The sequence below is a fragment of the Pseudomonas sp. N-1-13 genome, from assembly GCF_057787095.1.
This window is the reverse complement of sequence record NZ_JBYNRI010000001.1, coordinates 2,637,559-2,654,838: the sequence shown is the minus strand read 5'-3', so window position 1 is coordinate 2,654,838 and position 17,280 is coordinate 2,637,559. Positions and strand designations below refer to the sequence as shown.

Here is a 17,280-nt window from a genome sequence, read left to right as displayed (position 1 = left end):
GATGACAGCTCAGGTTTCATCACAAGCCTCGGGACCCATCGGAGCCGTGGCTCATGAAGTGCTGGTCGAAGTACGCAACCATATCGGCCACTTGACCCTGAACCGCCCCGCCGGCCTCAATGCCCTGACGCTGGACATGGTGCGCAGCTTGCAGCAACAGCTCGATACCTGGGCTATGGACCCACAGATCCGCGCCGTGGTACTGCGTGGTGCCGGCGAGAAAGCGTTTTGCGCCGGCGGCGATATCCGCTCGCTGTACGACAGCCACAAGCAGGGCGACAACCTGCACCAAGACTTTTTCGTCGAGGAATACGCCCTCGACCTGACGATTCATCACTACCGCAAACCCATCCTCGCCTTGATGGACGGTTTCGTCCTGGGCGGCGGCATGGGCTTGGCGCAAGGTGCCGAGCTGCGGGTGGTGACCGAACGCAGCCGCCTGGGCATGCCGGAAGTCGCCATCGGTTATTTCCCCGACGTCGGGGGCAGCTATTTCCTGCCGCGTATTTCTGGCGAACTGGGCATCTACCTGGGAGTCAGTGGCGTACAGATCCGTGCTGCCGACGCGCTGTATTGCGGGCTGGCCGACTGGTATCTGGACAGCGACAAGCTCGATCGGCTCGATGAACGTCTCGACCGCCTGGAATGGCACGACACGCCCCTCAAGGACCTGCAAGGCCTGCTAGCGAAACTCGGCATGCAGCAGTTGCCTGCCCCGCCTCTGGCCGATCTGCGCCCGGCCATCGATCATTTCTTTGCCCTTGCGGACGTGCCCAGCATGGTCGAGCAGTTGCGTCAGGTCACCGTCGCCAACAGCCATGAATGGGCGCTGAAAACTGCCGACCTGCTGGAGACCCGCTCGCCCCTGGCCATGGCCGTAACCCTGGAAATGCTGCGTCGCGGCCGGCATTTGAGCCTGGAAGACTGTTTTGCCCTGGAACTGCACCTGGACCGTCAATGGTTCGAGCGCGGCGACCTGATCGAAGGCGTGCGCGCCTTGCTCATCGACAAAGACAAGAACCCGCAGTGGAACCCGCCGACCTTGGAGGCGCTGGACAAGCGCCACGTGGCGAGTTTCTTCGACGGCTTCGACGACCACGGGAACTGAACCATGCACGACCTTGAGCTGACCGAAGAGCAAGTGATGATCCGCGACATGGCCCGGGATTTTGCCCGCGGCGAGATCGCCCCTCATGCCCAGGCCTGGGAAAAAGCCGGCTGGATCGACGACGCCCTGGTGGCGAAGATGGGTGAATTGGGTCTACTGGGCATGGTGGTGCCCGAAGAATGGGGCGGTACCTACGTCGATTACGTGGCCTATGCCCTCGCGGTGGAAGAAATCTCCGCGGGCGATGGCGCCACCGGGGCGCTGATGAGCATTCACAACTCGGTGGGTTGCGGGCCGGTCCTCAATTTCGGCACCGACGAACAGAAACAGACCTGGCTGGCCGATCTGGCCAGCGGCCAGGCCATTGGCTGTTTCTGCCTCACCGAACCCCAGGCCGGGTCCGAAGCCCACAACCTGCGCACCCGCGCCGAACTGCGGGACGGCCATTGGGTGATCAATGGCGCCAAGCAATTCGTCAGCAACGGTAAGCGGGCGAAACTGGCGATTGTTTTTGCGGTGACGGATCCTGAGCTGGGCAAGAAAGGCATTTCGGCGTTTCTGGTGCCGACCGACACGCCGGGCTTCATCGTCGATCGCACGGAACACAAGATGGGCATCCGCGCTTCGGATACCTGCGCCGTGACCTTGAACAACTGCACCATCCCCGAAGCGAACCTGTTGGGGGCTCGCGGCAAAGGCCTGGCGATTGCCCTCTCCAACCTGGAAGGCGGCCGCATCGGCATCGCGGCGCAGGCCCTGGGCATCGCCCGTGCGGCGTTTGAAGCGGCCTTGGCTTACGCGCGGGACCGGGTGCAGTTCGACAAGCCGATCATCGAGCACCAGAGCATCGCCAACCTGCTGGCCGACATGCACACCCGCCTGAACGCCGCCCGCCTGCTGATCCTCCACGCCGCCCGCCTGCGCAGCGCCGGCAAGCCATGCCTGTCGGAAGCCTCCCAGGCCAAGCTGTTCGCCTCGGAAATGGCCGAAAAAGTCTGCTCCTCGGCCATGCAGATTCATGGCGGGTATGGGTATCTCGAGGATTATCCGGTGGAGCGCTACTACCGCGATGCGCGGATTACCCAGATCTATGAAGGGTCGAGCGAGATACAGCGGATGGTGATTGCCCGGGAGTTAAAGAACTACCTGGTGTGATGGCTGAAAAGCATCGCGAGCAGGCTCGCTCCCACATGGGATCTTTGGTGTACGCAATCTCTGTGTACACCTCCGAACCCTGTGGGAGCGAGCCTGCTCGCGATGGCGTCAGTCAGGACGCCGCATTACTTGTCCTGAAACTCCGCCGCCCGCTTGGCCACGAACGCCGCCATGCCTTCCTTCTGATCCTGCGTGGCAAATGCCGCATGGAAGACCCGGCGCTCGAAACGCACACCTTCGGACAGGCTGACTTCAAAGGCGCGGTTGACGCTTTCCTTGACCATCATGCTGATGGGCACCGACTTGGAGGCAATCAGAGCGGCGGTTTTCAGCGCGTCGTCGAGCAATTCATCAGCCGGCACGATGCGCGCAACGATGCCGCAACGCTCCGCTTCCACTGCATCGATGAAACGGCCGGTCAGGCACATTTCCATGGCCTTGGCCTTGCCCACTGCGCGAGTCAAACGCTGGGTGCCACCCATGCCCGGCAGCACCCCAAGGTTGATTTCCGGCTGGCCGAACTTGGCATTGTCACCGGCCAGGATAAAGTCGCACATCAACGCCAGTTCGCAACCACCGCCCAAGGCAAACCCGTTCACTGCCGCGATGATCGGCTTACGCCGGTTAGCCACGCGGTCGCTGTCGCTGAACAAGTCATCGAGGTAGATCTGCGGGTATGTCAGCTCGGCCATTTCCTTGATGTCCGCACCGGCGGCAAAGGCTTTTTTCGAGCCGGTCAGCACGATGCAGCCAATCTTTGGATCAGCCTCCAATGCATCCAGCGCCTGGTTCAGCTCGCTGACGATCTGCGCGTTCAAGGCGTTCAACGCCTGGGGACGGTTGAGGGTGATCAGGCCAACGCGGTCCTTGATCTCCAATAAAATCGTTTCGTAGCTCATGCAGGACTCCTGTTCAAAGATTGCGCGAAATGACCATGCGCTGAATGTCGCTGGTGCCTTCGTAGATCTGGCAGACCCGCACGTCGCGGTAGATGCGCTCCAGCGGGAAATCGTTGAGGTAACCGTAACCGCCCAGGGTTTGCAACGCCATGGAGCAGACTTTTTCGGCCATTTCCGAGGCGAACAGCTTGGCCATGGACGCTTGCACCAACGCCGGCTGCCCGTTGTCGCGCAAAGCAGCGGCGTAATGGACCATTTGCCGCGCCACGGCGATCTGGGTGGCCATGTCCGCCAGACGGAACGCCACGGCTTGGTGTTCGATAATCGGCTTGCCGAAACTTTGCCGCTCGCGAGCATAGTCGCGGGCCGCTTCGAACGCCGCGCGGGCCATGCCCACGGACTGCGCCGCGATACCGACCCGCCCGCCTTCCAGGTTCGCCAGGGCGATCTTGTAGCCCTCGCCCTCCTCCCCCAAACGGTTGCCCACCGGAACACGGACATCCTCGAACAGGATCTGGCAGGTGTCGGAGGCGTGCTGGCCCAGTTTGTCTTCGACCCGCGCCACGCTGTAGCCCGGCGAATCGGTAGGCACGATGAACGCACTGATGCCACGTTTGCCGGCGCTCGGATCGGTCACCGCAAACACAATCACCACCCCGGCGTTCTGCCCGGAGGTGATGAACTGCTTGCAACCATTGAGCACGTAGTGATCGCCCTCCAACCGTGCCCGGGTCTTGAGGCTACTGGCGTCCGAACCGGCCTGGGGCTCGGTCAATGAAAAGGCACCGAGCATCGCACCGCTGGCCAGGGGGGTGAGGAATTTGGCCTTCTGTTCATCGTTGCCGAACTTGAGGATCGGCACGCAGCCCACCGAGTTGTGCACGCTCATGATGGTCGAGCACGCCCCATCGCCGGCGGCGATCTCTTCCAGTGCCATGGCATACGTCAGGTAACCGGTGTCGCAACCGCCCCACTGCTCCGGCACGAGCATGCCGAAGAAACCCAGTTCGGCCATTGCAGCAATGGCTTCCTTAGGGAAGCGGTGCTCGCGGTCCCACTCAGCGGCGAACGGTTTCAAGCGCTCCTGAGCGAACTGCCGGGCCACGTCGCTGATTTGAGTCTGTTCTTCAGTCGGGAGCATGGTGATTCCTTAATACAGGCATTCAACGGCCATGGCCGTGGCTTCGCCGCCACCGATGCAGATGGCCGCGACGCCACGCTTGAGGCCTTTCTGGCGCAGGGCCGAAAGCAGCGTCACCAGGATCCGCGCGCCCGACGCACCGATGGGGTGGCCCAGCGCGCAGGCGCCGCCATGGACGTTGACCTTGTCGTGGGGGATCTCCAGCGCGCCCATGGTCGCCAACGCCACCACTGCGAAAGCCTCGTTAATTTCAAACAGCTCCACGTCGTCGAGCGACCAACCGGTTTTGTCCATCAGTTTCTTCACCGCGCCGATGGGGGCGGTGGGGAACAGGCTCGGCGTGTCGGCAAACGCAGCGTGACCGTGAATCACCGCCAACGGCTTCAAGCCTCGCTCCCGAGCCTGGCTCTGGCGCATCAGCACCAGGGCTGCGGCACCGTCAGAGATGGAACTGGCATTGGCTGCGGTGACCGTTCCGCCCTCACGGAACGCCGGTTTGAGCGAGGCGATCTTGTCCAGACGAGCCTTGGGCGGCTGCTCATCGTGGCGCACGGTGACCTGTTCCTTGCCGACCATGACCTGCAACGGCACGATCTCGGCGTCGAAGCTGCCGTCCTTGATCGCCTGTTGGGCTCGGGTGGTGGAAGCGATGGCGAAAGCATCCTGGGCTTCGCGGCTGAAACCGTTGGTTTCAGCGCAGTCTTCGGCAAAGGTGCCCATCAGGCGGCCCTTGTCGTAGGCATCTTCCAGGCCATCGAGGAACATGTGGTCGAGCACCTTGCCGTGGCCCATGCGCAAACCGCTGCGGGCGCGGTCGAGCAGATACGGGGCGTTGGACATGCTTTCCATGCCGCCAGCCACCACCACCTCGGCGCTGCCGGCGATCAGCATGTCATGGGCAAGAATTGCCGCCTCCATGCCCGAACCACACATCTTGTTGAGCGTGGTGCAGCGGGTCGATTTATCGAGCCCGGCCCCCAGTGCGGCCTGGCGCGCCGGAGCCTGGCCCTGGCCTGCCGCGAGCACACAGCCAAACAGCACTTCTTCAACCGCATCAGGGGCAATGCCGGCCCGCTCCACGGCAGCTTTAATGGCGGCGGCTCCCAGTTGCGGAGCGCTGAGGCTTTTCAGTTCACCTTGAAAGCCGCCCATGGGGGTGCGGACGGCGCTGACGATAACAATCGGATCGTTGGACATGACAATTGCTCCTACTTGGCAGCCATACGCAAGGCGCCGTCGAGACGGATCACCTCACCGTTGAGCATGGTGTTTTCAATGATATGCCTGACCAGCCCCGCGTACTCGGCCGGTTTGCCCAGGCGCGGTGGAAAAGGCACGCCAGCGGCCAGGGAGTCGCGTACTTCGGGTGTCATGCCGGCCATCATCGGCGTTTCGAAAATGCCCGGGGCGATGGTCATCACACGGATGCCGAAGCGCGCCAGTTCCCGGGCGGCCGGCAGGGTCAGGCTGGCGATGGCGCCTTTGGAGGCCGCGTAGGCTGCCTGGCCGATCTGGCCGTCGAAAGCCGCCACCGAAGCGGTATTGATGATCACGCCACGCTCACCCTCGGCATCGGCCTCGGTTTCACTGATGGCGGCGGCGGCCAGACGCAATAGATTGAAGCTACCGATCAAGTTGACGTTGATCACCTGGCTGAAGCTGGCCAGCGCGTGCGGGCCGTTCTTGCCGAGGATCTTCTCGCCGCGCACGATGCCGGCGCAGTTCACCAGGCCATTGAGGCCACCGAACGCCGCCACGGTGGCCTTGACCGCCGCGTCTGCCGCCGCTTCGTTGCTGATGTCCGCCACCACGCTCTGGCAGCCCAGCATCTGCGCCTGGGCAGCCACGGCTTCGGCGTTGAGGTCCACCAGCATCACCTTGGCACCGGCCTTGACCAGCATCTCGCCGGTGGCCGCGCCGAGGCCGGACGCGCCGCCGCTGACGAGGAAAATCTTGTTGTCGATCTGCATCATGGTTTCCTTGGATTCAAGCTGAAACGTTAGGCGCCGCGGCCTCTTGAGCCTTGGCGATCTCCTGATTGCGCAAGATAAAGCGCTGCAACTTGCCGCTTGGGGTTTTCGGCAAGTCGCTGACAAATTCGATTTCACGGGGATAGGCGTGAGCGGCCAAGCGCTTACGCACGTGCTGGCGCAACTCTTCGGCCAGCTCTGGCGCGGCGCGGTATTGGGCGCTGAGCACCACGAAGGCTTTCACCAGTTCGGTGCGTTCGGGATCGGGCTTGCCGACCACCGCAGCCTCGACCACGGCGGGGTGTTCGATCAGTGCGCTTTCCACGTCGAACGGGCCGACGCGATAGCCGGAGGTGGTAATCACGTCGTCGCTGCGGCCGACGAAGCTGATGCTGCCATCGGGGTTGAACTCAACGGTGTCGCCGCTCAGGTAATAATCGCCGACGAAAGCCTTGGTTGGCCCGCCCTCGTAACCGGCGAACCAGCACATCGGTGACTGGCTGCGGTCGACAGCGAGAATGCCCGGCTGGCCCACGCCCAATTCACGGTTATTTTCATCCAGCACCACGATCCGGTGGCCCGGCGAGGCAAAACCAGCCGCGCCCATGTGCACCGGATGTTCCAGCCCGTGGTGATTGCACAGCACCATGCCCAGTTCGGTCTGGCCGTAGTGATCGTGGATCACCACGTTCAGGTTGTCGGAAAACCAGCGGATGACCTCCGGGTTCAGCGGCTCTCCGGCGCTGCTGACCGCGCGCAGCGTGCCCTTGATCGAGCGGGCGAACTGATCGCCCCCGGCGATCAACAAACGATAGGCAGTGGGTGAACCGGCGAGGTTAGTGATGCCGTACTTGTTGATGACTCGGCAAGTGCTTTCCAGGGTGAACGGCCCATCGTAGAACGTGATGGGATGCCCCATGGCCAGAGGCCCGGTCACACCGAAGTAGATGCCGTAGGCCCAGCCCGGATCAGCGACGTTCCAGAAGGCGTCTTCGGGACGCAGGTCCACGGCGTCACGCATGTAGCTCTGGAATGCGACGATGGCCTTGAGCGGCACCGACAGCGCCTTGGCCGGCCCAGTGGTGCCGGAGGTAAACATCAACAGGAACGGGTCTTCGCCACTGAGCATCACCGGTTCGCACTGGTTTGCATGGTTCGCCACTTCTGCCCAGAAACTGTAATCGCCGCGAACGATGCCCTGGCCTTTTGCGCCGCCGACCGTGACCACTGTGGGGCAACCGGCTACATCGTTGAGTTTGGGGCGATTGACCGCGTCGGTGACCACAACACGCGCACCGGAGCTGCCCAGACGGTGTTCGATGGCCTTGGGGCCGAACGCGGTGAACAACGGCTGATACACCGCGCCGATGCGCCACGTGGCGAGTACCACGATCAGCAATTCAGCGGTACGTGGCAGCAGGCCGGCCACCTTGTCACCCTTGCCCACGCCTTGGGCCAGGAGGAAATTGGCAAAACGTGCGGCGTTGTCCTGCAGGTCACGGTAAGTCCAGGTCGCGTCGCTGCCGTCGCGACCCTCCCAGAACAAGGCAATGCGCCCCGGCAATGCATGCCGGTCGCAACACTCGACACAGGCGTTCAATGCCTCGAGCGAGCCGTGCAGTGCGGTGTTGACGGTGTGCAGGTAATCGAACTGTGACGTGGCGGACGAGTAATCGCGCATGACCAGAATCCCTCTGTACTTTTTATTGGTTGGGGGAACCGTAAACAGCAGGGAAATACTCGCGCCGAAGGGCTTGGGCGGCAATGGTCAAAGCCATCAAGTTGCTTGACTGGTTTGGCCATGGTTGGGTGATGCGGCGTCTGGGAGGCCGTTATCGCGAGCAGGCTCGCTCCCACCGGGGCGATGCGAACCTTATGTGGGAGCAAGGCTTGCCCGCGATAGCGCAAGCCCAGTCAACCCACATCCCGGATCAGCCAGGATCGTTGAGAATCAGGCTGCGATAATGTCCCGGATTGGACCCGGACCACTTGCGAAACGCCTTGTAGAAGGAGCTGGCATCGGCAAATCCCAGGCGCGCGGCGATTTCCACGAAGCTGATGGAAGGTTCGGCCAGCCAGTTGATGGCCAACTCCTTGCGCACACTGTCCTTGAGCCCTTGATACGTCTGGCCCTCCTCCGCCAAGCGGCGGCGCAGGGTCGACGCCGAAACGCACAACTGCTGGGCCAGAGCCTCGGTCTCCGGCCACTGCTCGGGTGGCAATTGGCGCAGGTCGTGTCTGATGCGGCTGGCGAGGCTTTGCGGGTCGCGATATTTGACCAGGATGTTGGCCGGTGCCTGGGCCAGAAAGCGGTTGAGTTCCTCGGCGCTGCGTCGGATGGGCAGGTCCAGGCATTCGGCGGAGAAGATCATCCGGGTGCGGGGCCGGTCAAAGCGCAGGTTCCGGGAGAACATCACACGATAGTCGTCGCAGAAGTCCGGTTCCGGGCAACGCAACTCGATGGAAAGAATCGGAATACGCCGCCCGGCCAGCCAACAGGCCACGCCATGAACAATCATCCAGTAGGTGAAATAGGTGAAGGCCCGTCGCGGATCCTGATCGTCCTCCAGCAGGACGATTTCCGCCAGGCTCTGCTGGCGGACCCATTGGGCCGGCAACTGTTCGAACATCAGCGAGAGGAACCCCAGCCCCGCCGTCAGGCCGCTCGCCAGCGTGGGTTGGGCCATGGCGCACTGGCAGAGAAACGCCAGGCTACCCGACTTGAGCTTGCGCGGGTCCATGCCAAAAAACTCGTCATCCAGGCGTCGGGCGAGCAAGCGCCAGAGCCGCGCATAAGCATGGGCCGGGACCCGCGCCTGGGAGTCGTCGAGCAACGCAGGGTCTATGCCGACCTTGCTCAGAACCTCATCGGTGGCCGCTCCGGGAGCGCAGCTTTGCAGCAGCGCCTCACGTACCAACTGGATGGAGATGGTGTCTTTTTCCGACATGGCACGAGCTTTCACAGGATCCGGTAAAGCAGCCGCTCGATCCGCACCCGGCTGACCCGTTTCAGAAACCTGGCGACTGCGGCGGGATAGTCCGGCAGGGTTTCCAGGTCCAGATATCGATCGATGCGCCGGGTGTGTTGGTAAATCTGCTCAAGCTCGGCCTGACGCGGCCCCAGCAGTTCGCCCTTGGGGTCATCCAGCAACAAAGCGTTTTCCAGGTCCAGGCGAAACGCCCGTGGATTGAGGTTATTGCCGGTCAGCAAGGTGTAGCGCTCGTCGATCCACATGCCCTTGAGGTGATAGGTATTGTCACCGTCACGCCACAGGTGCAGGTTCAGTTGGCCGCTGTCGATGTAACGCTGATGCCGCTTGGCGAAGCGGCGCAGGCTGATTTCGTAGAGATAGGGCAGCGCGGCGATGATCTTGAACGGCTCGCTGGGCGGCATGTAGAAGTCGTTGGCGGTTTTGTCGCCGACGATAATGTCGATCCTGACCCCGCGAGCCAGCGCGCGATTGATCTCCCGGGTCACCCCCAGGGGCAGATTGAAATACGGCGTGCAGATGGTCAGTTGCCGGCGGCTGCTGGCAATCAATTCGCCAATTACCCGGCTCAACGGATTGTTCTTGCCCACGCCCAGCAACGGGCTCACCGACAGGCCGCTCTTGTCGAGGTTGCCGGCCTGCGTGTCATACGCGGCGTACTTGAGCCGGCTGCGCAGATCGCCGATGTCCTTGCGCAGGCTGCGAGTGCTGGGCAGGTTCGGCAAATCCAGACGATGCACGGCGCTGGAGGCAATCAAGCCATGCTGTATCAGGTGCTGCATCGAGTCGGCCAGTGCCTCGTTGCGCAACAGGTGGTAGCGGTCGTAGCGGTATTTGTCGAACTTGTGCAGATAGACGTTATTGAGGCTGGCGCCGCTGTAAAGCACACAGTCGTCGATCACGAAGCCTTTGAGGTGCAGCACGCCGAACAACTCGCGAGTCTGCACCGGCACGCCGTAGATCGGCACTTCGCTGGCGTGAGTGCGGGTCTGCTCCTGATACCACGCCGAATTGCCCGGCTGCTTCTTGGCGCCGATCAGCCCGCGCTGGGCCCGCAGCCAGTCCACCACCACGACCACGTCCAGTTCCGGACGCTTGGCCTTGGCGGCGTGCAAGGCATCGAGGATTTCCTGCCCGGCCTCGTCCTCTTGCAGGTACAGGGCGACGATGTAGATGCGCTGGGTGGCCTGGGCGATTTGCTCCAGCAGGCAACGGCGGAACTCGGCGGCGCCATCGAGGATGGTCACGGCATCGGCGGTCAGTGCAAAGCTGCGCAGCTTAGGCAGCAAGGGGCGTTTGAAAAGCGACGGCATAGGGCTCGCAAAAGGTCGAATCCGAAGAATGGTTGAGCTTACACCATCGATGGGTTCGGGTCTTCAGGGCGTCATGAAAAAACAACTTGACCAAGGAGAACGATCGTTCTACTGTAGCGACATGAACGAAATCAATAGCAATGAGACCCGAGACATTATTCTCGATGTCGCCGAAAAGTTGATCTATAAAAGTGGCATCGCGGCCACCGGCATGGATCGGCTGGTGAAAACCGCCGGCGTCTCCAGAAAGAGCATTTATCGCTACTTTGCCAACAAGGACGATCTGATCGTGGCCGCACTCCAGCGGCGCGACGAACGCTGGATGCACTGGTTCAGCAGTGAGGTCGACAAGGCCCCTACTCCGCACGCCCGGCTGCTCAACCTGTTTACCGTGCTCAAAACCTGGTTCGACAGCGAAGGTTTCCGTGGCTGTGCGTTCATCAACACCAGTGGCGAAACCGGCGACCCACAGAACCCGGTCCGCCAGGTCGCCAAACTGCATAAACAGAAGTTGCTCGACTATGTAACTCGGCTGTGCACAGAACAAGGCGTCGAGAGCCCGGAAGCCTTGGCCCGGCAGTTACTGATCCTGATCGATGGCGCCATTACCGTCGCACTGGTCATGGGCGATCACAGCGCCGCTGACCAGGCCCAAAACATACTGAAGTCCTTATTGGCTGAAACTGAATAACCCGTTCCCGTAAACCGCTGTGCCACTTGCTCGATCACTCACTGGAGATCTGCCATGTCATCCACTGCTGAAGTTCGTCCGCCGCTGCCGCCTTTCACCCGTGAATCGGCCATTGAAAAAGTCCGCCTGGCCGAAGACGGCTGGAACTCCCGCGACCCACAACGGGTGTCCCTGGCCTATACGCTGGACACTCAATGGCGCAACCGTGCCGAATTCGCCCATAACCGCGAAGAGGCCAAGGCCTTCCTGACCCGTAAATGGGCCAAGGAACTGGACTACCGGCTGATCAAAGAACTGTGGGCCTTCACCGGTAACCGTATCGCCGTTCGCTACGCCTACGAATGGCACGACGATTCGGGCAACTGGTTCCGTTCCTACGGCAATGAAAACTGGGAGTTTGACGAGCAAGGGTTGATGTCCAACCGCTACGCCTGCATCAACGACATGCCGATCCAGGAAAGCGAACGCAAATTCCATTGGCCGCTGGGTCGCCGGCCGGATGATCATCCGGGGCTGTCTGACTTGGGGCTGTAGGCGCACGGCATTTGTATAAGCAACAGAAACCTTGTGGGAGCGGGCTTGCTCGCGAAGGCGGTGCGTCAGCGGGTAGCAATGCTGGACGAGCAACCGTCTTCGCGAGCAAGCCCGCTCCCACATTGCTGCTGCGGGCTCGGCCCAGCTCCCGCTCGCAACGGCGCTAGACAAGCGGCCACTCACCAGGGTTGACCGGCATGCCGCCAGGCATCACATTGCCTGGACCGCCGATACACTCAGAGGCGATTTGCTCGTTGCTGACCTATGGAGCCCATGACCGCGTCGATTCCGATCCGCCCCCCCTGCCCGCCTGGTGTCTGTGACTGCGGGCGTGATGCGTTGCTGCAAACCCCGGGCAGTGACCTGCGCATTCTTTGTTTGAACCGTCAGGAAGAAAAACGCCTGCTCGAACGGCTGGAAAATATCCAGAGCCTGGACGAACTCCAACGGTTGCAGCAGCGTATGTACGAGAACCTCGGAATCCGCCTGAGCGTCGAACCCGGCTACAACGAAGTACGCACCATGCGCGGCATCGCCATCGAGTTCCAGGAGCAGCCCGGCCTGTGCCGCAAGATTCGCCAGTCGATCCCCACCGCCATTCGACGCGGGTTGGAAAAACGTCCCGAAATCGCCTGGCGCTTGCTGGATGCCCACGACCTGTTCCGTGACGCCTGAGAAACAGCTTCATCCCTGAAGCTGCACATCGGTCTAGAAGTCCACGGTGGCCGAAAGCAGGTAAGTGCGCGGCGTTGCCAGGGTCAAGCCTGCCTCGCTGTCATCCGAGGCGCCGGCTGAACTCCAGTAGCGCTTGTCCGCGACGTTCTCGACATTGGCACGCAGGGTGATGTTCTTCTGGTCCACCTTGAACGCGTAGCGCGCGCCTACATCCACACGCTCCCAGGAATCGATTTCCTTGGTGTTGGACTGGTCCAGGTACTGCGAGCTGGAATGGATGGCGCGGCTGGTCAGGGTCAGGCCCTGCACGGTCGGCACATCCCACTCGGCGCCCAGGTTGACATTGTATTTGGGCGTGGCCGGCGCCCGATTACCATCAAAGGCACCATCGGTGGTATCGGTCAACTCGCTGTCGATATACATGACCCCGCCGAGCAAACGCAAACCCTTGAGCGGCTCACCGAACACGCTCAACTCAACCCCGGTGTTCTCGCGTTTGCCGTTCGGGCCGAAGACACGGGTCGTGGCATCGGTGGCGTAGGCAGGCTGCTTGATCCGGAAGACGGCGGCGGTGACGGCGAGCGCACCCGCGTCATATTTGGCTCCCACCTCGACCTGACGACTGATGAACGGCGGGAATATTTCGTCCTCGTTGATCGAGGTCGATGGCGCGATCTTGCCCTGGCTCAAACCTTCCATGTAGTTGGCATACAACGACAGCTTATCGGTTGCCTTGAACAGGATTCCGCCCGACGGCGACATCTTTTCCTCGTCGTACGCGGTGGCGCCTTTGACGTTATCCGTCCAGTCGTCAACCTTGATCCGCTGCCAGCGGGTGCCGAGGGTCAGCAGCAGTCGATCATCGAAGAAACCCAGAGTGTCGGACAGCGCCACGCCGGTGGAGCGGTTTTCGGTATAGACCTTGCTGTCCTGGCGCGTGGGGTCGCTCGGAGTCGGCGTTTGCACCGGGTCATACAGGTTGCTCGGGGACGAAGCATAACGAGCGCCGCCATTGGTGAAATCCATGTAGAAGTAGCTGGCGGCCAGGTTGATCTCATGGCTCACCGGGCCGGTATGGAACCAGTTGCGCACCCCGGCCGTGGCCGTGCGGACATTTTCATCGCGGGTAAAGTCGCGGGGTTGAACGCTGAAATCGCCAGCGTCGTTGCTAACCGAAACGTTGTGCCGCAGGAAGTCATGATCACTTTTGCGCGCCCCTGCACTGCCGTACAGCATCACGGAATCGTTGACATCGTATTGCGCGTTCACCGCGCCGAAAGTGTCCTTGGTGCGCGCCTTGCTCCAGCGCTGAGCGTAGTTGCGGCGCACATCGCTGGCGTGCGGGACCTGTGCGTTGGCCCCTACCAGCACGCGCTCCTGCGGCGCGTCGGTATCGCGCTCGGTGCGCCCGATATCCGTCGAGAGGCGTAGACGCTCGCCACGAAAATCCAGGCCCAGCACGGCCATGTCACGGTCGACACTCTGGTGATCCCATTCAGTGTCGCCGGACTGCTTCACGCCGTTGAAACGAACGCCGAACTGGTTGTCTTCACCAAAACGCCGGGCGACATCCACAGCGCCGCCGAGCTGGTTGTTGGAGGCGTAGCTGCCCGTGAACGAAGTGATGGGTTTGTCGGTGGCCCGCTTGGGCACCACATTGATCCCGCCACCCACGCTGCCACGTGGCGAGACGCCGTTGATGAGCTGGGTCGGGCCCTTGATGATGTCGACGCGGTCGGCCATCTCCATGTCGATCGAATAGGTCGGCAGGATGCCGTAGAGACCGTTGTAGGCGACATCACTGTTGAACAGGCTGAAACCGCGAATGGTGAACTGCTCGAAACGCCCGCCTGCCGGATTGGTGGCGCGAACCGAAGGGTCGCTGGCAATCAGGTCGCCCAGGGTCCGAGCCTGCTGGTTCTTGACCACTTCGCTGGTATAGGTGGTCATGCTGAACGGGGTTTCCATGAAGTCTCGCGACCCGAGCAAGCCTTGCGAGCCGCGGCGCGCGACCTGGCCACCGGCATAAGGCTCGCCCTGCGCCAGGCTCGTGGCCCCCATGATCGAGGTGGGCGCCAGTTGCAAGCTGCTGCCTTCCGGCGCCGGGGTCAGGATGTAAGCCTGCTCGCCCACCGGCTGCAGTTGCAGACCCGAGCCCTGCAACAGCCGGGCAAAGCCCTCCTCCACGGCATACTCCCCCGACAGACCGGGGCTGTTATGCCCGCTCACCAGGGCCGGGTCGACCGACAGGTTGACCCCCGCCAGGCCGGCGAACCTGGTCAGCGCGGCGCTGAGGCTGCCGGCCGGCACCTGATAGCTGCGTCGGGCAGCTTCTTCGGCTTGGCTGGAGGACATGAACAATGGGCTGGCGCTCAGGCTGAGCACGAGGCTCAGGTTCAACAGCGGACGCCAGCCGGCAAGGGCCGGGCGAAAACGCAAAGGTACTACTGCGGACATTGGGGGGAGCTCTCGTTTTTGTTCAGTTGCCTTGAATGACAAGCGAGACAAAAAAAGGGGACAGGCGTCAGACAGTATTTTTGCGCAGCGTCAATGTGACCCAGTATCGGGTGCGCGTTTGCACGTGCACCGGCAGGCTGGCCGAGAGCAACGCGAGGATTCGATCGGTGTTTTCCAGACGGAAGCTGCCGGTCACCCGCAGCGACTCCAGGGCGGGGTCCCAACGCAAAAAACCTGAGCGATAACGGCCCAGTTCACGGAGAAAATCCCCCAACGGCTGGTTCTGCGCCACAAGTACACCGTCACGCCAACCCAACTGCGCTACGTCGAACGCCCCCACCGGTCCGGCGCCCGAGGCCAAGAGGTTGACCTGCTCGCCTTCCTTCAGTGTCAGCATTGGCCCGCGCAACGGTTGCAGTTGCACCGAACCACTGAGGACCGACACCCGGCAACTGCGCTCATTCAGGCGTACGCAGACCTCGCTACGGCTGACGGAGATCAGGCCGAACGGTGCCTGAATGGCCAATGGCGCAGGCCCCTGGACATTGAGGGCCATCTCCCCTTGCACCAGCACCAGGCGTCGAGCCTTGAGGTCCAGGTCCAGGGCGCTGTCGGTATTCAACTGCAAGGCGCTGCCGTCGGCCAGCGACCAGCGCCGCTGTTCGCCCGTGGCCGTGTGCAGGTCGGCGCGCCAGACCTCCAGCGGCAGCTCTCGCCCCAGCCACCAGGCCGTGGGCACCAACGCGGCGACGCCGAGCGCACGCTTGAGCACCGCCCGACGGGGCAATGCCGGGCGATCCAGGGTCGCCATACCCAATGAAGTCGGCACCCCGGCGAAACGCTGGCGCAATCGCTGGGCTTTTTGCCAGGCGGCCTCGTGGTGGGCGCTGCTGTCGCGCCAGCGTTGCAGCGCGGCGCAATCGAAGTCATCCCCGCCAGACTCCATCATGGCCAGCCAGCGAGCCGCCGCCCGGGCGACTTCGCGAGCTTCAGGCGAAGGGGCCTGGCGCATCAAAACTCCACCAACAGGCAATGCTCATAAGCCTGGGCCATATAGCGCTTGATGGTGCGCTCCGACACCTGCATGCGCTCGGCGATTTCACGGTAGCCCAGGCCTTCGAGCTGGCTCCACAAAAAAGCCCGCCGCACCAGAGCCGGCAGGCCATCGAGCAATTCATCCAGGGCTTGCAACGTTTCCAGCAGCAGCCAACGCTGCTCCGGGGACGGTACGCACGCTGGGGACAAGCTCGCCAAGGCGTCGAGGTAAGCCTGCTCCAGGTTGCGGCGCGCGTAAAAGTTGCTCAACAGACGCTTGCCGACTGTCAGCAGATAAGCGCGGGGTTCGTGCAGATCGGCCAATGGCTGAGCGCTGGACAGGACCCGCAGGAACGTATCCTGGCGCAGGTCCGCGGCATCCCAGGCATTGCCCATGCGTCGTCTCAACCAGCCTTCCAGCCAGCCACCGTGGTCTCGGTACAGCGCGTGCAAGGAACGCTCCGTTGGCGTAGCTGCATCAGACATGTCAAGAAGCCTTGTGCAAGGAATACATTAAATGAGAGTGATTCTAATTAATATTCCCGCACGAATCCAACTTCTTTATCGAACCGCTCTGTTAATGACACTGGCCTATCGTTTTTTGCCAGCCTGCCAAACGGGTGGTTCGCCCCCCAACGCAGCCAGGGACGAACTCATTTGTTCAAACGGCCTCAGTGGCTGGCATGCAGTTGCTTCTGGACTTGCGGCATGGCCGAGGAGTGGTGGTTAAGGATCTTCCACTGACCGTCAATGCGTTCATAGATAAAGGTGTAGCGCGCCTGAACCTCGCGCTTGGAGCCGTCGGCGTTGGTCAGGGCAAAGGTATAGACACCACTGTCCATCGCCGCGTCAGGTCCCAGGTGACGGATTTCCCGGTAGTTGATCTGCCCCACCGGCTTGCCGGCCAGGAAGTGTTCAAAGTAATCCTGAATCAGTGCCGCCGTGTTGCGCACCTGGTTGGATACGGTGGGCTGCAATATCGCATCCGGCGCATACAGGCTGGTTACTGCAGCAGCGTTGCCGGTTTTGAGGGCCGCGTTCCAGCGGTCGAACAATGCGGCGATTTCACGGTCATTCTGATTCTGTGGCTGCTCGGCTACGGTGCGATAAACGTATGGCGTTGTTTCAAGTGCCAGGGCCAAGGGTGTGGTCAGCATGAAAAAAGCGGCAGCGGCGAAGGTTTTCAGTTTCATCGTAACGTTCCTGTGGGTTTCAATGAGCCGACTTTGCCGGGCCTGACGGCCTTCGCCATCGGCCAACCGGTGCCGATTGCCTATGCCGTTCGGCAGATAGGCCCGGTGCTGATGACACG

The 17,280-nt window shown here is 62.0% G+C and carries 16 protein-coding genes; 5 read left to right on the top strand and 11 right to left on the bottom strand.

Going from position 1 to position 17,280, the window contains the following annotated elements; genetic code table 11:
* Position 1: 1 nt before the first annotated feature.
* Positions 2-1,108 (top strand): enoyl-CoA hydratase/isomerase family protein, encoded by a 1,107-nt coding sequence (locus tag AC3I65_RS12015; RefSeq protein WP_488523759.1) that lies wholly within the window; start codon positions 2-4, stop codon positions 1,106-1,108.
* Positions 1,109-1,111: 3 nt separating this feature from the next.
* On the top strand, positions 1,112-2,263 hold the full coding sequence (locus tag AC3I65_RS12010; protein ID WP_047226493.1) for an acyl-CoA dehydrogenase family protein: 1,152 nt from the start codon (positions 1,112-1,114) through the stop codon (positions 2,261-2,263).
* 125 nt (positions 2,264-2,388) lie between these two features.
* Here the strand turns inward: AC3I65_RS12010 and AC3I65_RS12005 are convergent, their stop codons facing one another.
* From AC3I65_RS12005 to pssA, 7 genes are all read right to left on the bottom strand, one after another.
* Positions 2,389-3,162, bottom strand: a complete 774-nt coding sequence (locus AC3I65_RS12005; RefSeq protein ID WP_047226494.1) for an enoyl-CoA hydratase — start codon at positions 3,160-3,162, stop codon at positions 2,389-2,391.
* A 13-nt stretch (positions 3,163-3,175) separates the two neighbouring features.
* Positions 3,176-4,303, bottom strand: coding sequence for an acyl-CoA dehydrogenase (locus AC3I65_RS12000; RefSeq protein ID WP_488523758.1), 1,128 nt, complete (start codon positions 4,301-4,303; stop codon positions 3,176-3,178).
* A 9-nt stretch (positions 4,304-4,312) separates the two neighbouring features.
* The gene (locus tag AC3I65_RS11995; protein WP_488523757.1) at positions 4,313-5,500 is read right to left on the bottom strand and encodes an acetyl-CoA C-acyltransferase; all 1,188 of its coding nucleotides are present in this window, start codon (positions 5,498-5,500) and stop codon (positions 4,313-4,315) included.
* 11 nt (positions 5,501-5,511) lie between these two features.
* Positions 5,512-6,273 carry an SDR family NAD(P)-dependent oxidoreductase gene (locus AC3I65_RS11990; protein ID WP_419417008.1) on the bottom strand — a complete coding sequence of 254 codons (762 nt, stop codon included), beginning with the start codon at positions 6,271-6,273 and terminating at the stop codon, positions 5,512-5,514.
* Between the two features lie 16 nt (positions 6,274-6,289).
* Complete coding sequence (locus AC3I65_RS11985; protein ID WP_488523756.1) at positions 6,290-7,954, bottom strand: AMP-binding protein; 1,665 nt, start codon at positions 7,952-7,954, stop codon at positions 6,290-6,292.
* 250 nt (positions 7,955-8,204) lie between these two features.
* Positions 8,205-9,221 carry an AraC family transcriptional regulator gene (locus AC3I65_RS11980; protein ID WP_047226499.1) on the bottom strand — a complete coding sequence of 339 codons (1,017 nt, stop codon included), beginning with the start codon at positions 9,219-9,221 and terminating at the stop codon, positions 8,205-8,207.
* Between the two features lie 11 nt (positions 9,222-9,232).
* Positions 9,233-10,576 carry a CDP-diacylglycerol--serine O-phosphatidyltransferase gene (gene pssA, locus AC3I65_RS11975; RefSeq protein ID WP_139050333.1) on the bottom strand — a complete coding sequence of 448 codons (1,344 nt, stop codon included), beginning with the start codon at positions 10,574-10,576 and terminating at the stop codon, positions 9,233-9,235.
* Between the two features lie 121 nt (positions 10,577-10,697).
* On the opposite strand from pssA, the gene AC3I65_RS11970 reads away from it, so the two are divergent.
* The 3 genes from AC3I65_RS11970 to AC3I65_RS11960 all read left to right on the top strand — a co-directional run bounded on the left by AC3I65_RS11970 (position 10,698) and on the right by AC3I65_RS11960 (position 12,476).
* Positions 10,698-11,267, top strand: coding sequence for a TetR/AcrR family transcriptional regulator (locus tag AC3I65_RS11970; RefSeq protein ID WP_488523755.1), 570 nt, complete (start codon positions 10,698-10,700; stop codon positions 11,265-11,267).
* 54 nt (positions 11,268-11,321) lie between these two features.
* Positions 11,322-11,801 carry a nuclear transport factor 2 family protein gene (locus tag AC3I65_RS11965; protein WP_047226502.1) on the top strand — a complete coding sequence of 160 codons (480 nt, stop codon included), beginning with the start codon at positions 11,322-11,324 and terminating at the stop codon, positions 11,799-11,801.
* 273 nt (positions 11,802-12,074) lie between these two features.
* Positions 12,075-12,476: a hypothetical protein gene (locus tag AC3I65_RS11960; RefSeq protein WP_047226503.1), complete on the top strand. Its 402-nt coding sequence runs from the start codon at positions 12,075-12,077 to the stop codon at positions 12,474-12,476.
* A 33-nt stretch (positions 12,477-12,509) separates the two neighbouring features.
* Here AC3I65_RS11960 and AC3I65_RS11955 read toward each other — a convergent pair whose 3' ends face one another.
* The 4 genes from AC3I65_RS11955 to AC3I65_RS11940 all read right to left on the bottom strand — a co-directional run bounded on the left by AC3I65_RS11955 (position 12,510) and on the right by AC3I65_RS11940 (position 17,161).
* Positions 12,510-14,933 carry a TonB-dependent receptor gene (locus tag AC3I65_RS11955; protein ID WP_107322497.1) on the bottom strand — a complete coding sequence of 808 codons (2,424 nt, stop codon included), beginning with the start codon at positions 14,931-14,933 and terminating at the stop codon, positions 12,510-12,512.
* Positions 14,934-15,000: 67 nt separating this feature from the next.
* Positions 15,001-15,945: a FecR domain-containing protein gene (locus tag AC3I65_RS11950; RefSeq protein ID WP_488523754.1), complete on the bottom strand. Its 945-nt coding sequence runs from the start codon at positions 15,943-15,945 to the stop codon at positions 15,001-15,003.
* Complete coding sequence (locus tag AC3I65_RS11945; protein ID WP_322834019.1) at positions 15,945-16,454, bottom strand: sigma-70 family RNA polymerase sigma factor; 510 nt, start codon at positions 16,452-16,454, stop codon at positions 15,945-15,947. The genes AC3I65_RS11950 and AC3I65_RS11945 overlap by 1 nt, the downstream gene beginning before the upstream one ends.
* A gap of 185 nt (positions 16,455-16,639) precedes the next feature.
* Positions 16,640-17,161, bottom strand: coding sequence for an SgcJ/EcaC family oxidoreductase (locus tag AC3I65_RS11940; RefSeq protein WP_047226507.1), 522 nt, complete (start codon positions 17,159-17,161; stop codon positions 16,640-16,642).
* Positions 17,162-17,280 lie beyond the last annotated feature (119 nt).

What these genes read in the sequence shown, in the direction of transcription:
- AC3I65_RS12015 (WP_488523759.1), top strand. Translation starts at nt 2, where the DNA reads ATGACAGCTCAGGTTTCATCACAAGCCTCGGGACCCATCGGAGCCGTG.
- AC3I65_RS12010 (WP_047226493.1), top strand. Translation starts at nt 1,112, where the DNA reads ATGCACGACCTTGAGCTGACCGAAGAGCAAGTGATGATCCGCGACATG.
- AC3I65_RS12005 (WP_047226494.1), bottom strand. Translation starts at nt 3,162, where the DNA reads ATGAGCTACGAAACGATTTTATTGGAGATCAAGGACCGCGTTGGCCTG.
- AC3I65_RS12000 (WP_488523758.1), bottom strand. Translation starts at nt 4,303, where the DNA reads ATGCTCCCGACTGAAGAACAGACTCAAATCAGCGACGTGGCCCGGCAG.
- AC3I65_RS11995 (WP_488523757.1), bottom strand. Translation starts at nt 5,500, where the DNA reads ATGTCCAACGATCCGATTGTTATCGTCAGCGCCGTCCGCACCCCCATG.
- AC3I65_RS11990 (WP_419417008.1), bottom strand. Translation starts at nt 6,273, where the DNA reads ATGCAGATCGACAACAAGATTTTCCTCGTCAGCGGCGGCGCGTCCGGC.
- AC3I65_RS11985 (WP_488523756.1), bottom strand. Translation starts at nt 7,954, where the DNA reads ATGCGCGATTACTCGTCCGCCACGTCACAGTTCGATTACCTGCACACC.
- AC3I65_RS11980 (WP_047226499.1), bottom strand. Translation starts at nt 9,221, where the DNA reads ATGTCGGAAAAAGACACCATCTCCATCCAGTTGGTACGTGAGGCGCTG.
- pssA (WP_139050333.1), bottom strand. Translation starts at nt 10,576, where the DNA reads ATGCCGTCGCTTTTCAAACGCCCCTTGCTGCCTAAGCTGCGCAGCTTT.
- AC3I65_RS11970 (WP_488523755.1), top strand. Translation starts at nt 10,698, where the DNA reads ATGAACGAAATCAATAGCAATGAGACCCGAGACATTATTCTCGATGTC.
- AC3I65_RS11965 (WP_047226502.1), top strand. Translation starts at nt 11,322, where the DNA reads ATGTCATCCACTGCTGAAGTTCGTCCGCCGCTGCCGCCTTTCACCCGT.
- AC3I65_RS11960 (WP_047226503.1), top strand. Translation starts at nt 12,075, where the DNA reads ATGACCGCGTCGATTCCGATCCGCCCCCCCTGCCCGCCTGGTGTCTGT.
- AC3I65_RS11955 (WP_107322497.1), bottom strand. Translation starts at nt 14,933, where the DNA reads ATGTCCGCAGTAGTACCTTTGCGTTTTCGCCCGGCCCTTGCCGGCTGG.
- AC3I65_RS11950 (WP_488523754.1), bottom strand. Translation starts at nt 15,945, where the DNA reads ATGCGCCAGGCCCCTTCGCCTGAAGCTCGCGAAGTCGCCCGGGCGGCG.
- AC3I65_RS11945 (WP_322834019.1), bottom strand. Translation starts at nt 16,454, where the DNA reads ATGTCTGATGCAGCTACGCCAACGGAGCGTTCCTTGCACGCGCTGTAC.
- AC3I65_RS11940 (WP_047226507.1), bottom strand. Translation starts at nt 17,161, where the DNA reads ATGAAACTGAAAACCTTCGCCGCTGCCGCTTTTTTCATGCTGACCACA.